Source organism: Zhongshania sp., from assembly GCF_041623545.1.
Classification (GTDB): Bacteria; Pseudomonadota; Gammaproteobacteria; order Pseudomonadales; family Spongiibacteraceae; genus Spongiibacter.
The window spans coordinates 1-6,244 of the sequence record NZ_JBFJWS010000190.1 but is presented as its reverse complement, the minus strand read 5'-3'; the positions used below and the strand labels follow the sequence as shown (position 1 = coordinate 6,244).

Here is a 6,244-nt window from a genome sequence, read left to right as displayed (position 1 = left end):
GCCACGGTAAATGTAGTGCTCTATGACCGGCTGGCCAAAGGTGATAATTTCTCCCACCATCAAGGTGTATTAACAAGTAAACATAGACACACGAAAAAATAGATTAAGACCTCAAATATTTTATTATGATGCTAAGTTAGCCGTTAATCAGTGCATCGCAGGAGGAAAGCGCATTGACCAAGTTTGCCAAGGACATAGCCCCCTATGTAAAGGCCGAGTTGTTAAAGGCAAGTCAATTTCAGCGATCAGGAGATTACGCCAGGGCATTCACCCACCTTGAGAATGCCCATGTGCTTGGTCAGGAATCAACTTACTGGCATGTCAAAGTCCACGCCCTGATGATGCTCTGGGGAATACGACAAAAAGATACTAAAGAGATAGTTGGTCAGCTTATAAGAATTATTGGCGCAGCGGCGTTAACCGCAATCAACGGCGTCCCCGTCGGCAACACCGGGGGTAGCAATGTGAGCCCCCTAAAGCCCATGCCCATATCCCCAGAACACGCAGCGATTATCGCTAAGGTCAAAGCAAATGCATAATCAGCTTATTTTATTACCGGTTTTGATTCAGGTATTACTCACCATAGCGCTTTATGTATCGCTAAATATCGCGAAAGTGCGAGCGGCCAAAGCGGGTCATGTTAATGAGCAACGTCGAGGCTTGCATGATGATGCATGGCCAGACTACGTCTTAAAGATCAATAACTGTATTCGCAACCAATTTGAAGTCCCCGTGTTATTCTATGTACTGGCGATATCATTCGCAGTAATCGACGCCGTCAACCTGCCGGTATTAATTCTCTCCTGGCTCTTTGTTTTTAGCCGACTTGCCCATGCCTATGTCCATACCGGCTCTAATTACGTGCCAGTGAGGCGGAAAATCTTCACCTTTAGTGTAATCATTGTATTGATGATGACCCTAATCCTCGCTAGCTCGCTGTGGCAGAGTTAATCTAGCGCTGATATTCACGAGGACAAGAAATGGATATTAAGAACAAGACAATTTGGATTACTGGTGCTAGCTCAGGTATAGGAATGGAGCTGTGTAAACAGCTTGCCGAGCGCGGTGCCCGAATTGTTCTGTCAGCTCGGAGCCAAGAGCGCCTGCTAGAAATTGCGGAGACGCTACCCGGTGGACGCAATCACCATTGGGTTGTGCCCTTAGATTTAGCCGATGCCGACAAGCTCCTTGCCGTGGTTGAGGCGCAACTCGCTGACATCGGCCCAGTAGATATTTTGATTAACAACGGCGGTATTTCCCAGCGATCACTTTTTGTAGATACCGATCTTTCCGTATACCGCAAATTAATGGACGTTAACTATTTGGGTACTGTGGCAATGACAAAGGCGTTGTTGCCGGCAATGATTGAGCGTCGTCAAGGTGTGATTGTTAGTATCAGCAGTGTCGCCGGAAAAATTGGTTCTAAACTTCGTACCGGCTATTCAGGTTCAAAGTACGCCGTAGTGGGCTTTATGGATTGTTTGCGCGCCGAAACCGCGCACCAGGGGATTCAATGCCTTACGGTTTGCCCCGGCTCCATCAAAACGAATATCGCGGTGAATGCCTTAAATGGCAGCGGTCAGGCTCAGAACAAAGATGACGAGTCTATTATCAACGGCATGCCTGTAGAAAAATGTGCCCAAGATATTATTAACGCCATAAATAAAGGCCGCGACGAAATAATTGTCGGCAAGGGTATAAGCGCACTCGCGCCCACCATCAAACGGTTTTTCCCGAGTTTATTCAACCGAATTTCAGCGGGTATGGAATATCGATAGCGACCTTACTTAAACGGGCAATTTGCAAGAGCGCGTATTATTGGCAAAGCGGCACTAGCATCCGAACGCGCCCGCCATGTTATCTGATAAGCGCTTTTCGATGAACGACGCCGTCGCTATCACCGCCGTAGCTGCGATAGTGCATTTTGTGCACATCAAGCCGCGTTATCATTGCGGTCATTCCTTATTATGAATCCTCGCTTACTGCCCTATAATGGCCGAGCAATTCACTCCATCCTCGTTCTCCGCGACCTTTTGCGGGGTTCAATCATCGCTATTGTGTTTTCAACAGTCTAAGTAAGACACAGTAACCAGAACGCCATCTCTAGCAGCTACATTTCGCCAATATCGCAAGGAACTATTTTATAAGGACATTGAAACAGTTCAATGGAGACACCTATGGGTGACCAATCGGAGTACGACTGTGAACAGCAAGGACACTAAGGCTAGCCCAGCAGAACTGGCCATTGCCAACGTGGAGCTCGCCATAGCCAACTCAGAGTTGGCCTTTCAAAACGAGCAAAAACGTAAGCAGGCTGTAGAGCTAACTTTTCAAAACATAGAAAAGGATAAGCGAGCTGCGGAGTTAACCATGGCAAACGCAGAGCTGGCTTTTCAAAACAAAGAGAAAGGCAAACGCGCTGCAGAATTGGCCATTGCTAACACCGAACTCGCATTTCAGAACAAAGAGAAAGATAGACGCGCCGCTGAACTCGCCACAGCTAACTCCGAGTTGGCTTTTCAAAACGCCGAGAAAGGTAAGCGCGCCGCTGAACTTGCTATTGCCAATGCTGAGCTCGCCTTTCAAAACGCCGAAAAAGGCAAGCGTGCTGCGGAGCTCGCCATTGCCAATACCGAACTGGCCTTTCAAAACGCGGAGAAAGGCAAGCGCGCTGCTGAACTCGCCATTGCCAACACGGAACTGGCCTTTCAAAACGAGGAAAAAGGCAAGCGTGCCGCGGAGCTGGCCATTGCCAACACCGAGCTCGCCTTTCAAAACGAGGAAAAAGATAAGCGCGCCGCGGAGCTGGCCATTGCCAACACCGAGCTCGCCTTTCAAAACGAGGAGAAGGAGAAACGAGCAGCCGAGTTCCATACCCTCGCCTTCTATGACCCGCTTACTAGCTTACCCAATCGTCGCCTCTTGATAGAGCGGCTGCACCACGCCTTGGCCTCCAGCGCACGTAAAGGCTCACAGAGTGCGGTAATGTTTATAAATCTGGATAAGTTCGAAGACATCAACGATACCTTAGGCTATGGCCATGGTGACTTGCTTTTGGAACAGACTGCCCAGCGTCTTGCTTCCTGTTTAAATAAAGGAGATACCCTAGCACGGGTAGGAAATGACGAGTTTGTATTGGTTCTGGAAGACCTAGACCAAAACTCCATCGAAGCGGCCGCGAAGGCAAAGACCGTGAGTGATAAAATTTTTACAGCACTCAATGAACCTTATCAGCTATATCTTCATAAATACTGCGGCACAGCGAGTATGGGTGCGGTTTTTTTCGGCCATGATGATAAGTCAGCAGAAGAACTTTTGAAGCAAGCCGGTATCGCCATGCACCAAGCCAAGAAAACGGGTCGAAATTTACTGAGATTCTTCAACCAAGACATGCAAGACATCATAAATGTCCGCACTAGTCTCGAAAACGAATTGCGTATTGCGGTCGAAGATAGAAAATTTAAATTGTATTACCAGGTTCAAGTGGACAATTTGAACCGTGTTTTGGGCGCAGAGGCATTGATTCGCTGGCCACACCACAAACGCGGGCTAGTGCCGCCGGATATATTTATTCCGCTTGCAGAGGTAACCGGACTGATTATTCCCATAGGGCAATGGGTTGTCGAAACGGCTTGTGCGCAACTCGGAGACTGGCAGAAAAATTCGCTGACACGCGGATTAACACTAGCTGTAAACGTTAGTGCACTACAATTTAGGCAGGCTGATTTCGTAACGCACGTGCGGGCCGCAGTAGAAAAACATGCCATTCCCCCAAATTTACTTAAGCTTGAATTGACCGAAAGTCTATTGCAAGAAGATGTCGATGTTACCATTGACACAATGTACGCATTAAAAGAAGTTGGTGTTCAATTCTCCTTGGACGATTTCGGTACTGGTTATTCCTCCTTGCAGTATCTCAAGCAGTTGCCTCTCGATCAATTCAAGATAGACCAATCATTCGTGCGAGATATTGATACCAATAGCAATGACAATGCGATAGTGAAAACGATTATTTCTATGGCGCAAAGTCTGGGCATCGAGGTCATCGCCGAAGGTGTGGAGACTGAAGCGCAACGTCTCTTACTATTAGACGACGGATGTGTCGCTTTCCAAGGTTACTTATTCGGTAAACCCGTGCCGATCGAGCAATTTGACGCCCTAATTAGCCGTGGTGCCGCTGAAAATCAACCCCGTACAGTCTGACCTCGTCCGTCACAAGCAGGCTAGCTTCGCGTGGCATTAAGAGAAAATTCAATTTTCTTTACTACTATTTCTCGGCACGCGTTTTCTCTGCCCTTGTGCCTCCCGTTATGTTTCACTGGCCGCCAACAAGGGGCTTAAGCATGGAATTATTAGTTGAATATCCGTTTTTACTAGTGCCATTGATCTTTTTTGCGCGGGTCGCCGACGTTTCACTCGGCACATTTCGAACTATTGTGGTTTTTCGCGGCAACAAGGTATTGGCCTCTGTCATCGGTTTTTTTGAAATCATGATTTGGCTAGTCGCCGCAGGGCAAGTACTAACAAACCTCGACCACTGGTATCTTGCTGTGGCCTATGCAGGGGGGTTTGCCGTCGGCAATTATGTTGGTATTACCATCGAAGGCCACTTCGCCATAGGCAATGAACTGATTCGCTGCATTTCATTTAACCGAGATGTGCTGGCTGATAAATTGCGTGAGACTGGCTTCAAGGTCGTTTCAGTAGACGGTGATATGGGCGACACCAATCCCGTAGAAGTCCTCTTTATTATTGAGAAACGACGAAATATCAGCTCACTTATTCGCCTGATAAGAACGCTGGACCCAAGTGCCGTGTATTCGATATCTGATATAAAAAGCGTTTACGACGGCCCCGATCTTCTGCCCCGACGCAGAATCCTGACTTAAGGCTGTCTCGACAGGCGGCAGCGCAATTCGGTCAGACCCTGGATTTATGATAGCGTAGCGACATAGTAAGCTAAGACTTTTACTGAGCGTCGATATAGGACACAAGCGGCATGCCACCATTATTTGAAGAAATAGACAGCCAAGCCTCGCCACTCGGTGAAATATCTCTGCGTAAACGACGTATTCCGGTATTCGGTGACCGAGATATATACGAAGTTAAACTCGGCGACGAGTTTTTAATGTCGAGTATGTTTGTTGACGCCGAAGTGGCCTTGTCCACGCTTGGCCTGGCCGCGAGCAAAGGTGAAAAACTCAGTGTGGTGGTCGGCGGCTTGGGCTTGGGTTACACCGCCGTTGAGGCCTTAAAAGACGAGCGCATTAGCGAGCTTCTAGTTGTCGATGCCTTAGATACTGTTATCGGCTGGCATAAGGACGAACTCGTCCCCTTAGGTAAAATACTTAACGCCGACAAGCGCAACCGCTATGTGCTTGGCAGCTTTTTTGACCTTGCCACTGATCCAAGCAGAGGCTTTGACCCGGAAAATGCGGCGAAAAAGTTTGATGCGATACTGCTCGACATCGACCACTCGCCAACAGAATTTCTAAACTCAGCCAACGCGAGTTTTTATTGCACTGAAAATCTAACGCTAATGGCGGAGCAACTAAAGCCCAATGGGGTATTTGCGATGTGGTCGCAAAACCTGCCTGAAGCCCATTTTGAGGCGCTGTTGAAAACCGTCTTCGCAGGCGTTACTTCCCATATCGTTGCGTTCTATAACCCTTTTCAAAACAGCGAATCAACTAACTCCGTATATGTTTGTGTAAAGGGCGAATGACTGTTTTTTTACCAAGTCAGAAGTGATTCCGCACCCATATACCACTGTACTACGTCACTACCACACCCATGGATACCGGCTCGGAGGCCGGTATGACGAGAGCAGTAATGGAATCCTGCGCGAGGCCCGGCACGACCCCACACCTCCGTCATGCCGGACTCGATCCGGCATCCATATACCACTGAACCACGTCACGACCACAACCATGGATACCGGCTCGGGGGCCGGTATGACGAGGGGTTACCGAATACCTGCGCGAGGCTCGGCACGACACCACATTCCGTCATGCCGGACTTGATCCGGCATCCATATACCACGGAACCACGTCAACGCCACACCAATGGATACCGGCTCGGAGGCCGGTATGACGAGAGGGGTAGTGGCTACCTGCGCGAAGTCCAGTACGACCCCACACCCCGTCATGCCGAACTTGATCCGGCATCCATATACCACTGAACTAGGTCATCGCCACAGCATAGATGACGCAACCCACTATGTCCGAAATTCTACAGTTATGTC

Annotated in this window: 6 protein-coding genes; all 6 read left to right on the top strand. The window is 48.6% G+C overall.

What is annotated here, in order from left to right; translation table 11 throughout:
- Positions 1-173 precede the first annotated feature (173 nt).
- The 6 genes from ABYT30_RS14110 to ABYT30_RS14085 all read left to right on the top strand — a co-directional run bounded on the left by ABYT30_RS14110 (position 174) and on the right by ABYT30_RS14085 (position 5,725).
- Positions 174-539, top strand: coding sequence for a DUF3703 domain-containing protein (locus ABYT30_RS14110; protein ID WP_373097123.1), 366 nt, complete (start codon positions 174-176; stop codon positions 537-539).
- On the top strand, positions 532-951 hold the full coding sequence (locus ABYT30_RS14105) for an MAPEG family protein (protein ID WP_373097121.1): 420 nt from the start codon (positions 532-534) through the stop codon (positions 949-951). The genes ABYT30_RS14110 and ABYT30_RS14105 overlap by 8 nt, the downstream gene beginning before the upstream one ends.
- 29 nt (positions 952-980) lie before the next feature.
- Entirely contained in the window at positions 981-1,778 is a 798-nt protein-coding gene (locus ABYT30_RS14100; RefSeq protein ID WP_373097119.1) for an SDR family oxidoreductase, read from the top strand.
- Between the two features lie 424 nt (positions 1,779-2,202).
- Positions 2,203-4,203 carry a putative bifunctional diguanylate cyclase/phosphodiesterase gene (locus ABYT30_RS14095; protein ID WP_373097117.1) on the top strand — a complete coding sequence of 667 codons (2,001 nt, stop codon included), beginning with the start codon at positions 2,203-2,205 and terminating at the stop codon, positions 4,201-4,203.
- A gap of 140 nt (positions 4,204-4,343) precedes the next feature.
- Positions 4,344-4,889, top strand: a complete 546-nt coding sequence (locus ABYT30_RS14090) for a DUF2179 domain-containing protein (protein WP_373097115.1) — start codon at positions 4,344-4,346, stop codon at positions 4,887-4,889.
- 110 nt (positions 4,890-4,999) lie between these two features.
- On the top strand, positions 5,000-5,725 hold the full coding sequence (locus ABYT30_RS14085) for a spermidine synthase (RefSeq protein ID WP_373097113.1): 726 nt from the start codon (positions 5,000-5,002) through the stop codon (positions 5,723-5,725).
- Positions 5,726-6,244: the final 519 nt, after the last annotated feature.

Coding starts and splice junctions, on each gene's coding strand:
- ABYT30_RS14105 (WP_373097121.1), top strand. CDS start 532: ATGCATAATCAGCTTATTTTATTACCGGTTTTGATTCAGGTATTACTC.
- ABYT30_RS14100 (WP_373097119.1), top strand. CDS start 981: ATGGATATTAAGAACAAGACAATTTGGATTACTGGTGCTAGCTCAGGT.
- ABYT30_RS14090 (WP_373097115.1), top strand. CDS start 4,344: ATGGAATTATTAGTTGAATATCCGTTTTTACTAGTGCCATTGATCTTT.
- ABYT30_RS14085 (WP_373097113.1), top strand. CDS start 5,000: ATGCCACCATTATTTGAAGAAATAGACAGCCAAGCCTCGCCACTCGGT.